Here is a 17,491-nt window from a genome sequence, read left to right as displayed (position 1 = left end):
CGACTAATATCGGTCGGAGTTGGTTTCGTCGCCGTCCGCTCACAATCCCCACCCTATGAGTACATTGAGGGTGGGGACTTCCGCGACTCGTTAAACCTTTGTGTATCCCCTGTACATCTGAGGTAGTTCATTTTTACGCAAAGGTCTACTAAGTAAGTGGGCGTAAATAATTAAAGGTTTGTAGTAAGGGCTTTAGCCCTGAGAATAGGGTTAAAGCCGCCAATTTTATTTTACATTGCGTAACATAGTTTGATTCATTCTTGGCTACAAGGGGCGGGGCAAAAACCCAAGTGCAAAAGTATTGAGTACTTCTTAATTTACTCATAACTCATAACTCATAACTCATAACTCATAACTCATAACTCATAACTCATAACTCATAACTCATAACTCAGCACTCAGCACTCAGTACTAAGTCGGTAAATTTGATCTCATTAGCATTGGGCTAATCTCTGTTCACTTGCAAGATGCTCAAATTATACTGAATAGACCGTAACAATACAGCAAACGCTTGAGTAATCTATGATCGCACTCGAAGGGTATAAAGTCCTGACAGAACTGCACGCAAGCCCCAATTCTCAGGTTTATCAGGGATATCGAGATTTAGATCAACAACCAGTAGTACTAAAAGTTCTACGGCAAGAATACCCATCCCCAGAAGCGATCGCTCGGTTTAAACTTGAATACGATCTCACACGCCGCTTTCAAGCCCCTGGAATTATCCAAGCCTACGACTTGAAAAAATATCAAAACACCTTAGTGTTAGTTTTAGAAGATTTTGGTGGACAACCCCTGCGGGGGTTACTCTATCAATCGCCTCTACCGCTACAGAATTTTTTGCAATTGGCTATACAAGTAACAGCAGCTTTAGAAGAAATTCATCAGCAACAGATTATTCATAAAGACATTAATCCTGCCAATATTCTTCTCAATCCCACGACTCAACAAACGAAAATAATTGACTTTGGCATTGCTACTTTGCTATCGCGGGAAAATCCCACCTTGCGAAATCTGAATGTTTTAGAAGGGACTCTCGCTTATATTTCTCCTGAACAAACAGGACGGATGAATCGCTCAATTGATTATCGTACCGATTTTTACTCTTTGGGAGTCACTTTCTACGAACTGTTAACCCAGCATTTACCTTTTATTAGCGATGATCCTGTGGAACTAGTTCACAGCCATATTGCCAAACAACCGATTCCGCCCGATCAAATCAATCCCCAAATTCCGCCAGCACTTTCGCAAATTGTGATGAAGTTACTGGAAAAAACCGCCGAAGCGCGTTATCAAAGTGCTTTTGGTTTGCAGGCAGATTTACAGCAATGCCTGGAAATTTTCACCGCTACAGGGCAAATTCCATTATTTGAACTAGGACAGCAAGATCACTCCGGTAAATTTCAAATTCCGCAAAAACTGTACGGACGCGAGGCGGAAGTGACAAATTTACTCGCAGCCTTTGAGCGGGCTAGTCACGGTCAGAGCGAAGTGATGCTGATTGCAGGTTATTCTGGGATTGGCAAATCAGTCCTGGTTCAAGAAATTTATAAACCGATTACCCAGCAGAGGGGATATTTTATTTCCGGGAAGTTTGACCAGTTTCAACGTAACATTCCCTACAGTTCTTTAATTCAAGCATTTCAAGCTTTAATTCGTCAACTGTTAACTACAAGTGAAGCAGAAATTACCACTTGGCGCAAAAAATTATTAGATGCTCTTGGTGTCAATGGCCAGGTGATTATCGAAGTGATTGCAGAGGTGGAACTGATTATTGGTCAGCAGCCACCCGTTGTAGAACTATCATCCAAAGAAGCGCAAACTCGGTTTAATTTAGTCTTGCAAAACTTCATTCAGGTCTTTACCCAAAAGGAACATCCTTTAGTAATGTTTTTGGATGATCTGCAATGGGCTGATAGTGCATCACTCCAGCTGATTGAGTTGTTAATCGGTCAAGTAGATAGTCAATATCTGTTGCTGATTGGTGCTTATCGTGATAATGAAGTAGATAAAACTCATCCCCTGCGGACAACGATCGCAGCTTTAGAACAAGCAGGAGTGGCTATTCACGAACTGACCTTAAGACCCTTAGCATTGCCTCAAATTCAACAACTCCTCAGCGATACCCTTAATAATGCCGATTTAGTAGAAGTTACTCCTTTAGCAGAACTGCTTCAGCAAAAAACTAATGGCAATCCCTTCTTCATGAATGAGTTTTTGAAGTCGCTGTATTCAGAAGGATTGCTACAGTTTAATTTCACCCAGGGACAATGGCAGTGGCAACTAGCAAAAATCCAGGCAGCCCAGATTACCGATAACGTAGTTGAGTTGATGGCGCTGAAAATTCAAAAGCTGCCAGATACCACCCAACAAGCTTTAAAATTAGCAGCTTGTATTGGCAATTCCTTTGATTTACATACCTTAGCGATCGCAAGTTCAAAATCCCTCCCAGATGTAGCCGCCCAACTCTGGGAAGCCGTGCAGACAGGACTAATTTTACCCCAAGGCAATGACTACCAACTCTTGCAAGTTGCCGATCGAGAAGTAACAGCAAACTTGACAAATTTGGATATAGTCTACAAATTTCTGCACGATCGCGTCCAGCAAGCAGCCTACTCACTGATTCCCAGCGAGCAAAAACAGGCAGTACACTTGCGGGTTGGGCAACTATTATTACAAAACATTACTCCCCAGAAGCAAGAAGAAAAGATTTTTGACATTGTTAACCAACTGAATTTTGGCATCGTCCTAATTACAGACCCTCAACAGCGACAGCAACTAGCTCAGTTAAACTTAACAGCAGGTAACAAAGCCAAAGCCTCAGCAGCCTATCAGTCAGCCTTAGATTATCTGACAATGGGGATTAACTGCCTAGCAGCTAACTGTTGGCAGCAGCAGTATCAGCTAGCTTTGGCATTGCACACAGCCGCAGCCGTTGCTGCTTATTTAGGTGGGGACTTTGAGCGCATGGATGTACTCACAGAAGAAGTACTTCAAAAGACCCGCAGCACGATCGATCGGGTGCAGGTTTATGCCATCAAAATCCAAGCTGCGATCGCCCGCGATCAATTGTTGGCAGCTTCTAAACTTGGTCTGCAAGTGATGCAACTGCTGGGCATTCCCTTAGCTAACAACCCCAGTCAACCGCAAATTCTCCTGGGATTGTTAAAAACTAAACTCGCTTTGGCAGGTAAATCGGTACACACCTTAGCCGACTTGCCAGAACTTACCAATCCCACAAAATTAGCTGCAATTCGCATCCTGGCTAGTATCGTCTCGGCGACCTACTTAGCATCTCCTAACGTTTTTCCTTTGACTGTCTTTAAACAGGTGGAACTATTCGCTAGATACGGCAATGCGGCGGAATCAGCTTTTGCTTATGCTACCTATGGCTTGATTCTCTGTGGTGTTGTTGGGGATCTGCAAGGGGGATATAAATTTGGTGAATTAGCCTTGAAACTGTTAGACCGTTTCAATGCCAAGCACCTGGAAGCTAGAACTTTATTTGTAGTTAATTCCTTTGTCCGCCACTGGCAAGAACCACTCCAAAATACTATTCCTTCACTGCAAGCAGCATTTCAAATTGGGCGTGATACGGGTGATACTGAATACGCTGCCTTTTGTGCCAATACAGGCTCAATGCATTGCTATTTTTCTGGTCAAAATCTTACTGAATTGGATGAATGTTTAGCTATTTATGCAGAGGCAGTTCAGCAGTTTAAGAAAAAACCAATTTTTGTTATTATTCAACTTTATCGCCAAGTAGTTGCTAATTTACAGGGTAAAAATGCTAATCCCTGTCAGTTGGTAGGGGAATTTTATGATGCAACCGCCATGTTACCCCAGCATATCGAGAGTAACTATCGCACAGCTATTTTTTATGTTTATATCCATCACTTCACGCTGAATTATTGGTTTGAAGATTATGCAACAGCCGTCAAAAATGCTGATTTGGCAATTCCTTATTTAGATGCGGTTGTGGCTTTATATATTGTGGGATGGTTCTACTTTTATGACTCTTTAGGACGATTGGCTTTAGCCTCTGTTGTCAGTGCGGCGGAGCGTCGAAAGTTACTCCAGCGAGTGGCCGCAAACCAGAAAAAATTGCAAGTATGGGCGAAATCTTCTCCTGTCAACTATACCCATAAATTAGCGCTGGTAAAAGCAGAATGGCATCGGGTGCATGGAGAATCTAATCAGGCGATCGCTTGTTACGATCAGGCGATCGCCTTAGCCCAGTCACACCAGTATTTTAATGAAGCGGCTCTAGCTAATGAATTGACTGCCAAGTTTTACCTAGCTGAGAACAAATTGAAGATCGCCCAAGTTTATATGCAAGAAGCTCGTTATCTTTATTTGCAGTGGGGAGCGATCGCCAAGGTAAAAGATTTAGAAGCCAAGTATCCCCAAATTCTAACGCGGATCGGAGAAAAAGCCGTTAAATCAACTTTATCAACCACTAGTCTTAACCCCAGCAGTCTTACAAGCAATAGTCGCTCAGAATCATTGGATTTGGTGACAGTCATCAAAGCTTCTCAGACCCTTTCCGAAGAAATTCAACTAGATAAACTTCTATCTAACTTAATGCGGATTTTAATGGAAAATGCCGGGGCCCAACGGGGGTTTTTGCTGTTGTCAACCAAAGGCAAATTTCTGATTGAAGCTCAGGGAAGCGTTGGTGAAAATACTATTCAGGTATTGGAATCACTCAGTATTGAAGATAGTCAAACGTTATCGAGTGCGATCGTCAACTATGTCATTCGCACTAAAACTAATATAGTTCTAAACGATGCCATCCACGAAGCAGTGGGAATTGGGGAATTCAGCAAAGACCCCTACATTCGCCAATACCAGCCACGATCAATTCTGTGTACTCCTTTGATTAACCAAGGAAAGTTAGCTGGGATTGTGTATTTAGAAAATAACTTGACAACAGGAGCATTTACCCCAGATCGCTTGGAGTTACTCAACCTGCTTTCAGCACAAGCAGCTATTTCTATTGAAAATGCCCGTTTGTATACGGATTTAGCCGCACTCAACAAAGCTTATGAGCGCTTTGTCCCTAGCCAATTTCTGCAATTTCTCAATAAGCAAAGCATTATAGATGTGCAATTAGGCGATCAGGTGCAGCGAGAAATGTCAGTCTTATTTACCGACATTCGCGCCTTCACCACCCTTTCAGAAAGCATGACTCCCGCCGAAAATTTCCGATTTATTAACTCCTATCTCAGTCGCATGGAGCCGATAATTCTCGAAAACAATGGCTTTATCGACAAATATATTGGTGATGCCATCATGGCCTTGTTTGCAGGCGATGCCGATGATGCGGTACTAGCGGGAATTGCCATGTTGCAAACCTTGACAACCTACAACGAAAAACGCCAAGCCAAAGGTTACTTACCAATTCAAATCGGCATTGGGATTAATACTGGTTCGCTAATTTTGGGGACAGTCGGTGGTTTGAATCGCATGGATGGCACTGTGATTAGTGATGCAGTTAATCTAGCAGCGCGAATCGAAGGATTGACCAAAACATTTAACGCCCCACTCCTAATTACCAACCAAACTTTTGAGCGCTTACAAAATAGCGATCGCTACGGCATTCGGGTAGTCGGTCAAGTGAAGGTGAAGGGTAAAATGAATGCTGTGACTGTTCATGAAGTGTTTGCAGCCGATCCCCCAAAAGTTAGTGCAGGCAAAACAGCCACCTTACAGTTATTTGCTTCAGCATTAGCGTGTTATGAACAACAGCAATTTGCAGCAGCAGCCGAGTATTTTCAAGATTGCTTGCAGCAAAATCCGTGGGATCAAGTCGCGCAGATGTATTTTGACAGCTGTCAGCCAGGAAAACAAATAGCATCAATTTTTACCGAGGCAGTTAAATTTTAAGAGGTGAAATACTTACTTCTAGTATAGAATGTCCTAATCTGCCGAGGTACTTAGTATATCGCTAATAAAATTGGGTAAACCTCTGCGTAACTCTGCGTTTTCCTCTGCGCCCCTCTGCGTTTAAAAACATTGTTTCTGTACCTTACCTAACAGTGAATCGCTACGCTTTTCAAACATCCTCTAAGAGGCTGTTTGAAAAGTCATGATTGATGTATCAAATATTTTTACCCCACCCTAACCCTCCCCTTATAAAGGGGAGGGAACCGGATTTTTCTTGTTTCCCCCCTTTACAAGCTACCGTGTATACACAAGTCGATCCAGAGCGAGTTTCCAGCCGATAAAGATGGATTCAAATTGTCTTAAACCATGAACAAGGGTAGGCATTCCAGGAGGCCTACCAGAGGTATAACCAGACCATCCACCAAGTCGAGCAATGATCCAAGTAGCCCAGGGCAAACAACCCCGTGGATAAGGATTTTGTAATTTTTTGGTATCGCCTTCAACAGAAGATTGAAGTCCTAATAAGCATTGCTGCTGCTTTTGACAAAAGGTAAGCTCGGCAGAAAGTTGAGTATTATCGCGTCCCTCAACCATTTGTAAGGTTCGCACGGCTACGGATAAAGCAAGGATTGTTAGGCGTTGGATTGCAATACTAGACTCTAACTGAGTCGCTTCGATATTCAATCCAGCTTTTTTGAGAGTGGCAAAAAGTTGTTCAATCTTCCATCGCCATCCGTACCACTTAATGACTCGCAGTGCTTGTTCCAAGCAGACAACAACGTGAGTTGTCAGCAACCGCCAATGAATCGGTTCTTGTCCTGCGGGTGGTTGGACTTCCAGAGCTTCAACAGCCAACTTGGGTAACACTAGGAGGATAGCCAAAAACGCCTAATTTATCGGGGCGTTGAATCTCAACTTGTCCACAACGAACAATAAGCATTGCTTCTCTTGGCATTCGCTTTCGACGTGAGTCTGCGGGAACGTTAATTATATAAGTACCTTCACAAGGCTGCTGATTTAAGTAGTCAAATAGTGATTCAGACCGCCCTAACAATCGACGATCTTGGCAAGCTCTTATCAGTAAATGATTATTTTTATTGGGTACAGTTGCAAATTCCTCAAATAAATCCGATTCGCGGTCGCCAATATGAGTTACCATTTTTGCTCCACCCACTTCAAAGCATCGCTTACTACTCGATGCCGATGCTAACCATTTGTAAGATTCTTTCTGCTCAATTGGTAAATTTTGATAGTCTCGCTGATGTTTATCTGCATGGTTTATAGCTCGGCTCCACAGTTTTACTGTGCTTAACCCCAGTGGAAATCCACTCTCACCATCTAATACCAATGTTGGATGGATATAAAACCCGACATCTGTGTTATTGCCTACTACTCCTAATCCTGACGGTGACAGCCTACCTGCATGAGACTGCAAGTTAATCTCGCTAGTATCGCTAATCGCCAATACGTGTCGTTTTGCCAGATGAAACTCGCAATCAGAAGAAAGGCTACGTACTAGTTCTGATAGTGTTACGTTTTCATTCTCCAAAAACCGATAATAACCCATCTGTTCTGCCCAATTTCGACTGATTTGCCGGATATTTATCGATTGGTGCTTACGAATCGCCTCGTATAATGCTGCCCCCTTTTTATCAGCCTTGGGTCTCCAAATGCCGTTCCTGGTGTCGTCGAAGCGTGAATTAAGATTGGATTATCCATAGTTTTGCTTCTCAAAAATCCTCTGCACCTACTTTACACCCGACTTGTGTATACACGGTAGCCTTTACAAGGGGGGATTAAGGGGGGTAATAATGTGATTAAAATTACAGCAAACAACTTTTCAAACATCCTCTAAGAAATTTAAAAATCCTGAAAAAGTTGATATTGGGACATTTGAGGGCAAAAACTCAACCTTTAAATTAAAACCTAGTGTTATACCTGAAGCGAAACACCAAATCAGATTGCAATGCCAGGGTATAAATAAATGAATCGTGAAATTCCCAAACCCCGATTTCCAGAGGCAGCAATGACTGCCAGTCGTGAGGAACTATCGAATTTACCACTGAATGTAATCTATGGGGATGTACCGACAGATTTATCTGGACATCTGTTCATCATTGCACCTGTAGGCACTGTTGCTTCTGGGGGCTTACCCAATATTAATGGAACCCACATTTTTAATGGTGATGGGATGATTTACCGCTTAGATTGGCAAGCGGGACAGGTTACTGTCAAGACGAAACTGGCACGTACACCTTGCTACTATGCAGATCAGGCAACTTTTAAAAATCCTGCTTATCGCTCTCATCAATTTCGCGATCATGGCTTGTTGCGCTTCTCCCCTTCCTTGGGCTTGCGAGATGAGGTAGATATTGCCTTTCTCGCCTTTAATACAGCCACAGACAGCCAAGAGCGATTAATGATTACCTATGATGCTGGTCGTCCCTACGAAATTGATACCAATAGCCTAGAGGTTGTTACCCCAGTGGGAGGTAACACTGAGTGGAAAGCGTTTCTCCCTTTTTCCTATCCTTTTCCCCCTGTATTGAGTACGTCTCACCCCACCTTTGATGGTTATACCAATGAAGTTTTCTTAGTTAACTATGGGCGATCGCTGACTAATTTCCTCGAAAGTGCGCGTTTCATTTATGACCTCGAACAACTACCCCAGGAACTAAAGCAACTGCTGAGTGAGATCGCTCAACTTTTAGACAATAATCCTTTGCAGATTCCCTTGAGAATGTTCTCGAAGTTTTCTCAAAGTTTCTGGCAAAAATTGATTGCCTGGATCGAGCATTGGTTGCAAATTGCCATGCCAGATTTTGTTTATCTGTTGCGATGGGATGGTGTAGGTAAACTCCAGCACTGGCAATTGATCCTGCCAGATGGTTCCCCGGTGCGAATTGAACAAAGCATCCATCAGTTGGCAGTTACCAAAGATTACGTCGTGCTGATGGACACTTCCCTAAAGATTGGGCCAGAACAAATCCTAAATAACCCAATTCCCGATAGTTTGGAAACTGAGCGCCTACTGCGGCTATTATTGACGCGATCGCAACAGCCCAATTCCCCCATTTACATAGTAAGTCGGGCTGACCTCAAGGCAGATGTAACTACTGTGGTAGTCCGCCCAGTCGTAATTCCCTTAGAAACAGTGCATTTTTTGACCGACTACGAAAACCCCGACGGTCAAATCACTTTGCACGCTGCCCATCTCTGCGCCACAGATATCGCCGAATGGGTTCGCAAGTATGATATCTCAAAATTCGACGCTCCTAAATCTGCGCCTCTGTGGTTGGGAGGAATGCTGGCTAATGGGCAAATGGATGTGGGTCGTCTGGGTCGCTATCAAATAGACGGCGAGACAGGCCAAATCCGAGACTCCAAAGTCATTTACGATACTCGCCGTCATTGGGGTATAGGGTTCTACGCTTACCAAGATAGGCTGGCTTCTGGATTGCCTCCGAAGCGAATTGATCATATTTATTGGCAATCCCTCGGTTTTTGGCCAGAACTGCTGACTGAGTTTATTTACAACTTATACCAAGACTATCCCTACCGGGCTGTACCACTAAAAGAATTACTGCAACAAGAAGAAGCACGCCCTTCTTCTTTGTTCCGGCTAGATACAGCCAAAATGGAGGTGGCAGATTTTTATGATGCGCCCTCAAATAACTTCATCAGTTCACCCCAGTTTGTACCGAGATTGAACAGCAATGGTAGTTCTACAGATGGCTATATCGTTTGTACGGTATTTGGGGGAAATAACAACGAAATTTGGATCTTCCAAGCCGATCAGTTAGGGGCTGGCCCGATATGCAAATTGAGCCATCCGCAACTGGATTTTGGCTTCACAATGCATACTACTTGGTTATCTGCGATCGCTCCTCGCACTGCTAGTTACGATATTCCCGTGCGACAAGACTATGAATCGCTACTTAACCAGCCAGCTATTCAGCAATTATTCATAGAAGCAGTTTATCCGCATTTTCAGTAAAAAATTTTATTACTACATAAGAAGAAAGACTATCATGACTAAATTCTCTCAAGATGCACAAATTTGTATTGTCGGGGCGGGAGCAGCCGGTTTATCTACAGCTTATTTTTTAAAAAAGCAAGGCTACCGCAACGTAGTTGTGCTAGAAAAAGCTGGACGGGTAGGGGGATTATGTTGTTCCATTACCTACAATTCCCGTTCCTTTGACTTAGGAGCAAATTATCTCACCCCTGCCTACAAACAAGTCCTAAAAATGGCTGAAGAAGTCGGTGCTACACTTTACACCGAGGGGCCAGGTCAAGTCTACAATCCTTTTAAATCTCAACCAGGACAACCAGCCTACACTTCAATTATGAATGCTGTCACCGAGGGAACTGACCTAGCAACGTTTTTGGCAGCCGTTGGGCGCTTTTGGTGGGAGCGTCTTTGGCTAGAGCCAATTATTTCTGTTCCTGGGTTTGCCGGTATCAGTCAACATCCCGAACTGACTCAACCTTTTTCCCAGTGGTTAGCACAAAAAGATTTGTCATGTCTAGAAACTTTGTTTGAAATTCCCATTACCACGATGGGCTATGGCTATTTAAACGAAATCCCCACCGCCTATGCCTTAAAATACATGACTCTAGAAACCTTTTGGACTTTAATTACTTACGGTGCAGATTTACGCTGCGGTTGGCCTAAGCGATTTACTGATGGTTTCCAACGTTTCTGGGAGCTTGTTGCTTGGGGACTAAATGTCCGCTTGAATATTGACATCAAGGAAATCAAGCGCGGGGCAATTACACGGGTGCGGTTAACTGAACAGGAGCAGATTCTTAACAATATTGATATACGTGAAGAAATTTTAGAATTTGACTATCTGATTTTAGCTTGTCCGTTGACACTGGATGTCCTCAATACTTTTCTCGATTTATCGCCAGCAGAGAAAGACCTATTTGAGCAGATCATTCTCAATCCTTACGGTTTGATTACCTATCTGATTCCCGATCTGCAAATGCCAACCCCGGTAACTAATGTCATTCCCGTAAATGCGATGGGGAATCCCTGGTTTATTGCTCAACAGTTTGCTGACAATGACCTGATTGCCTTTTACACTCGCCTAGACAGCGAGGACAAAATTACTAAAAAAGATGTTCTCCAGCAAATTCAAAACACAGTAGAGAATTTGGGAGCGAAGGTAGGTGATGATTACTACACCTACGATAAGTGGCCTTACTTTCCTCACGTTACCTCAGAGGCTATGCAAGCGGGATTTTACGATCGCCTAGAAGCCATGCAAGGTCAACGTAAAACCTTCTATGTGGGAGGCTTATTGAATTTTGAATTGGTTGAGACAATTGTGGAGTATGCCAAAAGTTTAGTCGAGAAGAACTTTTAATCCAGAAACCTTTTTTCTCCCTGTTCTGATTCAGTAATTGTGAGTTGCTCAAGTAATAAGCTAAATTAAAAATAACGGATTATTTATTTGATACATTGACATTTTAATTTACATCAATTACTGCATAACAGTAATTGATGTAAAAATAATCCGATTACAGTTATGTACTTTGAGGACGTGCGTCACTGGCAGGGAACTGCGGAGGCTCTGACAAAGGAGTTAAAACGCCAGATTGAACAGCTTGAACTGTCTATAGATTGAACCTCGCATGACTAAAAGTCACGCGATTCCTGCTTCATAGATCCCTGCCTAAATTGCTCCAGGTCTTATGGGTTCTCCACAGGCGTTTTGATGAGTCTCCGACGCACCGGCGGCGACTTTTGAACAACTATCTTAAAAGTATGTTCAACCTCAGTACCTTAAAGATTTTACCTACTACAAGGATGCGGCACAATGTACCCATTTCTCAGTAGAACCCCATATCTTTAGTTGTCGTGGTTCTGTTAGCTTGGTTTTCGCTATGTATATAGTGTATCAGAATATGGATTGCTTAACTCATGACTGGAAGTCACGAGTGTGCAGCTTGCAGAAATCAACTGCCCTGCGAACCGTTCGATTGTGGAGAGCAAAACAACTTTTATCACTCCTGAAGATATGCTAGAGAGGCAAACAGATTGAGGGGCAACGATGGAGCGATGAGTAGCTCATCTGACACCTCCCAGGAAACCCCGCCAGAACACAAGTGGTTAGCGCTCAGGGGATGTTAATTGATATTCAATCCGCACTTGCTTAACATCAAATTGCTCAGACTCTAGGTATACAATCTTTTCTATTAGCTCTAATCCCAAATTTTCAAACTGTTCCAGTTCTGAGTCTGATAGTGGCCAAGGTGGGCCATCCGGTTGAGCTTCTGTGTCTCGAACACGAGTAATCAGCAAAAGTGTCCCACCGGGAGTCACAAAGTAGGCAACCGAAGAAATAGCACAAGAACGCACATTTAATGGCAAAGCTTGAATGTTACGACACTCGAACACAAAGTCAAAGGCTTGATGCCATTGTGTTGGAACTGCGAACAAATCTGCAACTACGTAGTTGACAGCCGAATTGGGAAATCGCTCTTGACACCAAGCGGTTGCCGTTGGAGAAATATCAAAAGCCGTTACCTCAAATCCTAGATTTGCTAAAGCTTCAGCATCGTCTCCCAAGCCACAACCAATAACTAGCGCCTTTTGCTGTGAAGCCAACGGTTGATGATTCGTTAACCAATCGTGCAGATAAGGGTGAGGAGCTAATTTTGCCCAAGGAATTTTTGCTGTATCACCTTTAGCTTCGGCATATAAAACTTCAAACCACGCTGATGGCTCTGATTTGTCTATTGCAACGCTTGCTAATTGTTTAACATGAAGTTGTAAATTTTCAGGTTGTTGTTCAAACATAAAAACTGACCTTTGGCGAAAAACTGACACAAACGTTGTGTGGCAATGCTATGTTTGCTATGCCCTCCGTTGGCGATCTTACATTCTTGAGATTCAAACGAGGAAATTTGCAGTACTAAATTATACAAGACAATTAATTTTATCTTTAAAATATGAAGCGATGCCTACGGAAGGCTATGATGCTCGACGCTCGAACGCAAGAACGTGCTGTAGACAAGATTCGCTATTAAACAGCCAAATGAAACCCAAGTTGCTTTTGTCCGCCGTAGCCCAGGTATCCGTCCCACAGTTCCAACTTTTCTGGAGTAAATTCTACATATTGGTCAAAGATAATACTCGCTTTTTCTAGTTGAGGTTGTGGCAGCACCATGAAAATATTGAATTTTCTCAAATCCAAACCGGTGATTATAGCTTTAGCGATGCCTGCGGCGGTAAACTACGCAGTAAGCATCACTGTCATTGATGTACATTCTTCTACTTCAAATCTTCCCATAAGGAAGAGTATAATTACTCAGTCCCAACCACAGATTCAACTTGTTCACACACTGACTGGGCATAAAAAAGTGACTTTTGGTGTTCGAGCAGTTGTGATTAGCCCTTCGGGGCAAACCCTGATTAGTGGAGGTAGGGACGATACTATTAAAATCTGGAATATACAGACAGGAAAGTTACTGCGTAGTGTAAATGCTCACTCAGACGGCGTTACCTCAATTGCCATTAGTCCAGATGGAAAGCTTCTTGCTAGTGGTGGAATAACCACCCCGACAATGAAGATTTGGGATTTACGCACCTTTGGGATGCTTCGTGTTGAGAGCGGACATACACTACCAGTAGAAACGGTTGCTATTAGTTCTGATAGCAGATTGATTGCCAGTGGCAGTGATGATGGCACAATCAAGCTTTGGGATTTACACACGCTTAAACTGCTTGATACCATTACTACACACTCAGGATTTGTGAGTAAAGTTGCATTTAGCCCTGATATGCAAACTCTTGTCAGTACTGGTGGCGGTGATGACAACACAATTAACCTGATTGATTTGAAAAATCGCAAAATACGTCATACCCTCCAAGGACACAAGACCCCAGTTGATGCTATTGCCATTACTCCAGATAGCAAAAAGCTTGTTACTGGAAGTTTCGGTCAGCTAGTTTCTCGAAATCGTGCAATTAGTACCCTGAAGTTATGGAATCTTCAAACTGGAAAACTGCTGCATGAGTTTGCTGATAATTTTAGTTCAGTTGAATCTCTTGTGATTAGCCCCGATGGAAAAATTCTGATCTGCGGCAATTATGATGGCACTATTAAACTGTGGAGCTTAGAGCAGGGAAAACTGTTGCACACATGGAGGGATGGTTCCAGCTCTGTTTTAGGGCTTGCTCTTAGTCCAGATGGTAAAACCCTCGCTAGTAGTAATGAGGATAGTACTATACATATTTGGCAAATTAAATAACTGCATTAGCCCTATTCTTGGCGCACGGAAACTTCTAAAAGGAGAAGCTGTTTACGGATACAGAACTTAACTTTAACTAGGCGTTTCTTGTGGACTAACGTTATCGTGATTCGGTTGGTTATTCATCAGTTTCCATTGATAAATTCTAAGTGCAATCTTCAAAAGCGGTTGCGCCAGAGTGCGAACGCTCGTTTATTGACTTATCCGATGCTCCCCAACTGGCTGATAATTTTATTTCCAACAGAGCATAATCGTACAAAACTCTTTGTTGTGGGTTGAGTAAAAATCTCATGCACCATCCATTTCTAACAAGCCATCTGTCAAGAGCAATTCTAATGCCGCAAAAGTCGTGTAGTAAATTTTCTTAAGGTTATTTCAAATCAATCCTAAATATTACTGCATTTATGAGCAATACTGAATTTCATCCTTGCCCAATCTGTTCGATCCCAACTCGATATTTTGCAAGATATACCCGCGCAGTTTGTGATAATTGCTACAGTAAAGCTTGTGATGTCCAGGGGCGGAAGTTGAGTTTCTTTAATACCTCAATGAGTGGAGGATTTGAGGCAATTGTAACTGAAACTAAAGAGAAATACGAAAGTCATATTTGCTATATTGCCGGAGTGAAGTGCTGGGCTGAAGAAGCTCGATTTGGGGGTATTGTGATTGAAATGATGATAGATGGTGATTTGCCTAATCGCTAGGAACGCTATCGTTATTATCCTAGATACAATCTTGTCTTATTTGTGAGAAAAAATTTAGATAAACCCTAATGAAACAGGCTATCTAGTCTTAGTATGTTGTCAAAAACTAAATTGGAGTTTTATATGCCGAGTCAAAAGAAAGAGCCAACCGGATGTGGATGCTCAAATATTCCGATCTCTATAATCCTAATTATCTTAGGAGGTGGTTATTGGTGGTTTAGCCAGAGAGGATATCTAGAAATAAGCAAGTTTTTAGATAATAGCAAGAAGATAAATATACATATTTTTAACCCCGCTATAACTAGCTCTCCAACTATTACTCCAACTGCTTCTATAGCTCCGTCAGCTTCTGTAAAAATTACTCCACTCTTAGCTCCTAACAACAACAAAACTTTAGAAAAAGTAATCCTAAAAGAAAAAATCCAATTGCCTCAAACCTCTTGGGAAAAGAAAGTAATTAGAGGAATTTATTTAACTCGCTATCAAGTTACCAATAATGCTGATGAACAAACGATTCGTGAAAGAGTTCGTTACTATCGCTCTCAAGGAATTAATACAATTATTCACGGTGTTTGGGGGAATGGTTGTACGATGTATAATAGTGAGGTTATGCAGCAAACCTTTGGGTATAAAAGTTGTCCAAACCAGTTTCAAGAGCAGTGGTTAAATTGGTTGATAGACGAAGCACATAAACAAGGAATGCAAGTTCATGCTTATTTTGAAAAGGGGATTAAAATAGATAAAAATAGCCCGATTTTTAGTTTAGCGATTAATCGGAAATGGATTGTTCCAGGAGTGGATAAAACCTACTCTGGAATTGATCATTATGTACTGGATGTGGAAATTCCTGAAATTGCTAATATTTTTAAAAATATCTTAGTAGAGTTTGTCAATAAATATCCTGATATTGATGCAGTTCAATGGGATGATTATCTAGGTTATTATGCTGAATTACCTGGAAAAGTTGACCGCACAGAAAATTTGACCAAATTTGTGCAGCAAATGGTAACTTCTATGAAAAAAGCTAATCAATCAGTGAGTTTTGATATTTGTCATCATAATCCTTATTGGGCTAAAAAATATTTTGCAGCTGACTGGGAAAAATGGGGTGTGGATCGCGTATTTATTCAAGCTTATAATGATAGTAATTTTGTTGAAGAATTAAATTACGCTCAAAAATATGCTGGAGTTGCAATTACAGATCGGCAGTTTGGTCGTTTAAAAGAATTAGTTGATAATCCAAAAATCAAAAGCATCTTAGTTTTTCCGTTTTCAGGAAATCCAGAAAAAACAGCTTCTAGCTTAAAAAACTCGCTTTGAACGTTACAACTCTCATCAGTCATTCCAAGCAATGTAGCGTCCGACACTCGGATTCACAAACGAGACTTGCTGCTTCATAGGCTGACTAATGTCTAAGCCTCCACAGCAACGAAACCGTTAGACCAATTAGACGGTTTTGGAGCAAAATAGCGATTATCTATCGCGCCAAATCGACACAGTAGTAGTCGTGCATTGTTAATTTTTGCGTGTTGCTAGAAAATTATTCCTTTTCCCCTTTCTGAATAAGAGGTAATAATGCTAGATTTCGATTACTTGCAATGTTTCAGGGCGATTATTATGAACAAAGGCGAATTAGTGGATGCTGTAGCAGCCAAGACCAACATCACAAAAAAGCAAGCTGATGAAGTCATCAGTGCTTTTTTGTCAGTCGTTACTGAGGCTGTAGCTAATGGGGATAAGGTAACGCTCATTGGTTTTGGCTCATTCGAGCGACGCGATCGCTCCCAGCGTGAAGGGCGTAATCCGAAAACCAATGAGCCAATGACTATCCCAGCTACTAAAGTGCCTGCATTTTCTGCTGGGAAACAGTTTCGGGAAAAAGTTGCACCCTAATCAATACAAATGTATTTACTTTACTACTGTCAATCCAATAGACATCTCCAGAAAAGGCGTAGGTACAATTCATGAATTGTCCCTACAAAGGGTTCCAGCTAATGCATATTTAATTTTCGGAGATGTCTATAGGTCTATTAGAAGTTGAGCAACCCTTTCTTTAATATTAGACATCTCCGAAAAAGATTTAGATACCACATAATTATACGCAGACCTAACCCCCCTTCCCCCCTTCCCTACCAGGGAAGGGGGGTTTTAAAGCCTCTCTCCGCTTGTCTGACGACAGGCTAACGCCAACGGGGAGAGGTTTGGAGAGGGGGCTTTTTCTTTTTTGGAGATGTCTATTAGGATCTAAAATCTCCATTGACCTATTTTGCCGGTGACGAAGATTAACCATTGATTCAAAAATCATCCTTCCAGTTATTGGCATAAAACTGGAAGCCCAAATATCTTTTTGTCTACTACCGGATTTCAATAGCTCTTTTTTGCTCTCATCCCTAGCTTGACCTTTGATATCTGCAAGCTGCACACTCGTGACTTCCAGTCATGAGTTAAGCAATCCATATTCTGATACACTATATACATAGCGAAAACCAAGCTAACAGAACCACGACAACTAAAGATATGGGGTTCTACTGAGAAATGGGTACATTGTGCCGCATCCTTCTAGTAGGTAAAATCTTTAAGGTACTGAGGTTGAACATACTTTTAAGGTAGTTGTTCAAAAGTCGCCGCCGGTGCGT

General features: G+C 42.1%; 10 protein-coding genes and 1 pseudogene. 7 read left to right on the top strand and 4 right to left on the bottom strand.

Annotated elements, in window-relative coordinates; all coding sequences use genetic code 11:
* The first annotated feature begins 522 nt into the window (after positions 1 to 522).
* On the top strand, positions 523 to 5,886 hold the full coding sequence (locus V7K98_RS23105) for an AAA family ATPase (RefSeq protein WP_335026054.1): 5,364 nt from the start codon (positions 523 to 525) through the stop codon (positions 5,884 to 5,886).
* Positions 5,887 to 6,180: 294 nt separating this feature from the next.
* Here V7K98_RS23105 and V7K98_RS23100 read toward each other — a convergent pair.
* Positions 6,181 to 7,510: pseudogene (locus V7K98_RS23100) on the bottom strand (IS4 family transposase).
* A gap of 360 nt (positions 7,511 to 7,870) precedes the next feature.
* Between V7K98_RS23100 and V7K98_RS23095 the strand changes: the two are divergent.
* Both V7K98_RS23095 and V7K98_RS23090 read left to right on the top strand, forming a co-directional pair.
* Positions 7,871 to 9,883 (top strand): carotenoid oxygenase family protein, encoded by a 2,013-nt coding sequence (locus tag V7K98_RS23095; RefSeq protein ID WP_335026052.1) that lies wholly within the window; start codon positions 7,871 to 7,873, stop codon positions 9,881 to 9,883.
* Between the two features lie 34 nt (positions 9,884 to 9,917).
* On the top strand, positions 9,918 to 11,261 hold the full coding sequence (locus V7K98_RS23090) for an FAD-dependent oxidoreductase (RefSeq protein WP_335026050.1): 1,344 nt from the start codon (positions 9,918 to 9,920) through the stop codon (positions 11,259 to 11,261).
* Between the two features lie 746 nt (positions 11,262 to 12,007).
* Here V7K98_RS23090 and V7K98_RS23085 read toward each other — a convergent pair.
* Both V7K98_RS23085 and V7K98_RS23080 read right to left on the bottom strand, forming a co-directional pair.
* Positions 12,008 to 12,697, bottom strand: a complete 690-nt coding sequence (locus tag V7K98_RS23085; RefSeq protein ID WP_335026048.1) for a class I SAM-dependent methyltransferase — start codon at positions 12,695 to 12,697, stop codon at positions 12,008 to 12,010.
* A 226-nt stretch (positions 12,698 to 12,923) separates the two neighbouring features.
* On the bottom strand, positions 12,924 to 13,067 hold the full coding sequence (locus V7K98_RS23080) for a hypothetical protein (protein WP_335026046.1): 144 nt from the start codon (positions 13,065 to 13,067) through the stop codon (positions 12,924 to 12,926).
* On the opposite strand from V7K98_RS23080, the gene V7K98_RS23075 reads away from it, so the two are divergent.
* The 4 genes from V7K98_RS23075 to V7K98_RS23060 all read left to right on the top strand — a co-directional run bounded on the left by V7K98_RS23075 (position 13,066) and on the right by V7K98_RS23060 (position 16,748).
* Positions 13,066 to 14,151, top strand: a complete 1,086-nt coding sequence (locus V7K98_RS23075; protein WP_335026044.1) for a WD40 repeat domain-containing protein — start codon at positions 13,066 to 13,068, stop codon at positions 14,149 to 14,151. The genes V7K98_RS23080 and V7K98_RS23075 overlap by 2 nt on opposite strands.
* Before the next feature lie 404 nt (positions 14,152 to 14,555).
* Positions 14,556 to 14,855: a hypothetical protein gene (locus tag V7K98_RS23070; protein WP_335026042.1), complete on the top strand. Its 300-nt coding sequence runs from the start codon at positions 14,556 to 14,558 to the stop codon at positions 14,853 to 14,855.
* 123 nt (positions 14,856 to 14,978) lie between these two features.
* Positions 14,979 to 16,175 (top strand): family 10 glycosylhydrolase, encoded by a 1,197-nt coding sequence (locus V7K98_RS23065; RefSeq protein WP_335026040.1) that lies wholly within the window; start codon positions 14,979 to 14,981, stop codon positions 16,173 to 16,175.
* A gap of 297 nt (positions 16,176 to 16,472) precedes the next feature.
* On the top strand, positions 16,473 to 16,748 hold the full coding sequence (locus V7K98_RS23060; protein ID WP_335026038.1) for an HU family DNA-binding protein: 276 nt from the start codon (positions 16,473 to 16,475) through the stop codon (positions 16,746 to 16,748).
* A 214-nt stretch (positions 16,749 to 16,962) separates the two neighbouring features.
* Here V7K98_RS23060 and V7K98_RS23055 read toward each other — a convergent pair whose 3' ends face one another.
* Positions 16,963 to 17,277, bottom strand: a complete 315-nt coding sequence (locus V7K98_RS23055) for a DUF5674 family protein (RefSeq protein ID WP_335026036.1) — start codon at positions 17,275 to 17,277, stop codon at positions 16,963 to 16,965.
* Positions 17,278 to 17,491 lie beyond the last annotated feature (214 nt).

The organism is Nostoc sp. (genome assembly GCF_036917435.1).
GTDB lineage: Bacteria > Cyanobacteriota > Cyanobacteriia > Cyanobacteriales > Nostocaceae > Nostoc.
The sequence above is the reverse complement of the archived record's forward strand: the minus strand, read 5'-3'. Positions and strand labels throughout refer to the sequence as shown.